Below are 3039 nucleotides of genomic sequence, written 5' to 3' on the forward strand. Positions count from 1 at the left end.
CGCGGCCTGGCGTGCTTCCTGGGCCTGGCGGGCTGCGTCATGGCCGCCGGATGCCAGGCGTCGCGGCCCGCGCCGGCGATCCAGCCGATGTCGGAACTGCCCCTGCCGCTGCAGGCCTATCTCAGCATCGATACCTATTTCATCGCCCAGGGCATGGTCAGCGGCCGCCTGGCCGATGGCGGCCTGATGCGCGACCAGGCCCGGGGTCTGGTGGCCGACACGCTCTATGCCCGCCATCTGGCGGCCGAGAACATGCTGCACCCGTCCGCCGATGGCCAGCACCAGGTCCGGCAGGCGATCGAATCGATGCTGGCCTGCATCGGCCAGACCGACAGCGGATCGAAAGCCGCCTGCCTGCCGCCGGTCAGCGCGCCGGACGGGCGTCCCGCCGAAGCCGCTTCTCCCCCAGCAGAAGCAGCAGCGGCGCCGCGATAAAGATCGAGGACGAGGTCCCGACCACGATCCCGAACAGCATCACCCAGGCGAAGCCCGACAGGCTGGCCCCGAACAATGCCAGCGGCAGGGCGGCCAGAAACACCGTCGAGGACGTGCCCAGGGTGCGGCTCAGCGTCTCGTTGATCGACAGGTCGATCAGTTCGGCCAGGGGCATGGTGCGGTATTTGCGCAGGTTTTCGCGCACCCGGTCATAGACCACCACCTTGTCGTTGGTGGAATAGCCCAGGATCGTCAGGATCGCCGCGACCATGACCAGGTCGAATTCGAAATGCGTCAGCACCAGGAAGCCGATCGTCTTGGTCAGGTCCAGCACCAGGGTCACCACGGCGCTGACCGCGAACTCCCATTCGAAGCGAAACCAGATATAGGCCAGGATCATCAACAGGCTGACGCCCAGCGCCAGCATGCCGTTACGGAACAGCTCGGCCGAAACCGACGCGCCGACGGCATCGGCGCGCAGTACCTGCGCCCCGGGCAGGCTCGCCACGGCATGGCGCACGGAATCCACCAGGGCCTGGGTGCGGGCCTCGTGATCGGGGGCGTCGGCCGGCGGCGCATCCAGGCGGATCAGCACGTCGTCGGACGCGCCGAAGGACTGCACGCCCGCCGCGTCGACATGCTGCGCGGCCAGCGCCGCGCGGATCTGCGCGAAATCGGCGGGGCCGTGCGTCCGGGTCTCGACCACGATGCCGCCACGGAAATCCAGCCCCAGGGTCAGGCCGGGATGCAGGAACAGGATCACCGATGCGATCGACAGCACCGCCGACGTCGCCAGGCCGACGAACCGGCCGCGCATGAAATTGATCCGGGTGCCCTTGGGCACGAAGCGCAGAAGGGGACGTGAGAACATGGCGATGCGCCTCAGACCGGCAGGATGGAGGGACGGGTGCGCGCATACCAGCGCACCATCAGCATCCGCGACAGCAGCAGCGTCGTGAACAGGGTCGTCACGATGCCGATCATGATGGTCAGGGCGAAGTTCTGCACCGGACCGCTGCCGAACACGAACAGCATGATGTGGGCCAGCAGGGCCGTGGCGTTGCTGTCCAGGATGGTGGAGGTGGCGCGCTCGAAACCCGCCTGCATCGCGGCCAGCGCGGTGCGGCCCCTGGCCACTTCCTCGCGGATGCGCTCATTGATCAGGATGTTCGCATCCACCGCCATGCCCAGGGTCAGCAGCATGCCGGCCATGCCGGGCAGCGTCAGCGTCGCCTGGAACAGCGAGAGGATCGCGACCATCAGCACCAGGTTGGCCAGCAGGGCGGTATTCGCGTACCAGCCGAACCGGCCATAGAACAGCGCCATGAACAGGATCACCAGCATGAAGCCGACCGCCAGGCTGATCATGCCGGCACGGATGGAATCGGCGCCCAGCGAGGGGCCGATCGACCGCTGCTCGATGACCGACAGCGGCGCCGGCAGCGCACCCGCGCGCAGCAGCAGCGCCAGGTCGGTGGCCGACTGCGCGTCGAACCCGCCCGTGATCTGCCCGTTGCCGCCGGTGATGGCGCTGCGGATGACCGGGGCCTGCACGACCTTGTTGTCCAGCACGATGGCGAAGCGGTGGCCGATATTGGCCCGTGTGGTCTCGGCGAAGGCGCGCGCCCCCGCGGAATCGAACGAGAAATTGACCGCCCATTCGCCGGTCTGCTGGTCGATCGCCGCGCCGGCATTGGTCAGGTCCGACCCGTCGACATCCACATGGTCCACGACCGGCAGCGTCTGGTTCGGATCGCTCGCCAGCGGCAGCAGGCTGACGCCCGGACCCGGCGCGGCCGACCCGACGGCACTGTCCTGCACCATGTGGAACGTCATCTTCGCCGTGGTGCCCAGCAGTTTCTTGACATGCTCGGGGTCGCTGACCCCCGGCAGTTCGACGATGATCCGGTCATCGCCCTGGCGGGTGATCTGCGGATCGACGGCGCCGGTCGCATCGATCCGGCGGCGGACGATTTCGATCGACTGGGTCACGGCCTCGGCCGCGCGCCGGCGCATCGCGTCGGGCGACAGCGTGATGACGATGCCGCCGTCTGCACGGCCGTCGACGGCGAATTCGCCGGGCACCACCATCGGCATCGCCCGCAGCGCCTTCAGGTCGGCGTCGCGTTCCGACGGGTCACGCGGGGTGAAGGATACGGTGCCGGCCTTGGCATCCGTCGTGATGTCCCGATAGCCCAGGCCCTTGTCCAGCAGCGCCTGCCGCGTTCCGTCGGCCAGGGTCTGCAGCCGGTCGGCGGTGATGCTGTTCATGTCGACCTGCATCAGCAGGTACGACCCGCCGCGCAGATCCAGCCCCAGATGGATCTGGCGCCACGGCACGCCGGGCGCGGGCTGGCGCAGGGTGTTGGGAAGGCAGAGCAGCACTCCCAGAAGGCATACGGCGATGACCGAGGCCATCTTGAGCCGGCTGTAATACATCATGGTTGAAAGGGGTGCTCCTCACGCCCGGCCGAGCCGGCTCCCTGTTCCTCTGTCCCGTGCCGCCGGGCGGCCGGCGACGGCGGGAACATGCCGGGCGATCGCGCAGGATGCAACCGCCCCCGGGCGGTCGGAGGCAGGAAATCATGCCGCGCCGGTCGCCTT

General features: G+C 68.5%; 3 protein-coding genes. 1 reads left to right on the top strand and 2 read right to left on the bottom strand.

Annotation, left to right across the window (positions count from 1 at the left end; translation table 11 throughout):
* A partial coding sequence (locus HUK84_RS13660) for a hypothetical protein (protein WP_176640777.1) occupies nt 1-435 on the top strand: 435 nt, incomplete at its 5' end.
* Here the strand turns inward: HUK84_RS13660 and secF are convergent.
* Together secF and secD are read right to left on the bottom strand one after the other, a co-directional pair.
* Nucleotides 365-1306, bottom strand: a complete 942-nt coding sequence (gene secF / locus HUK84_RS13665; protein WP_176640778.1) for a protein translocase subunit SecF — start codon at nt 1304-1306, stop codon at nt 365-367. The genes HUK84_RS13660 and secF overlap by 71 nt on opposite strands.
* Before the next feature lie 11 nt (nt 1307-1317).
* Nucleotides 1318-2877 carry a protein translocase subunit SecD gene (gene secD, locus HUK84_RS13670; protein ID WP_176640779.1) on the bottom strand — a complete coding sequence of 520 codons (1560 nt, stop codon included), beginning with the start codon at nt 2875-2877 and terminating at the stop codon, nt 1318-1320.
* Between the last annotated feature and the right edge of the window lie 162 nt (nt 2878-3039).

Origin of the sequence: Nguyenibacter vanlangensis (genome assembly GCF_013376155.1) — a bacterium.
GTDB classification, from domain to species: Bacteria; Pseudomonadota; Alphaproteobacteria; order Acetobacterales; family Acetobacteraceae; genus Gluconacetobacter; species Gluconacetobacter vanlangensis.

Excerpts from the sequence above, each read along its gene's own strand:
- secF (WP_176640778.1), bottom strand. The coding sequence starts at position 1,306 with ATGTTCTCACGTCCCCTTCTGCGCTTCGTGCCCAAGGGCACCCGGATC.
- secD (WP_176640779.1), bottom strand. The coding sequence starts at position 2,877 with ATGATGTATTACAGCCGGCTCAAGATGGCCTCGGTCATCGCCGTATGC.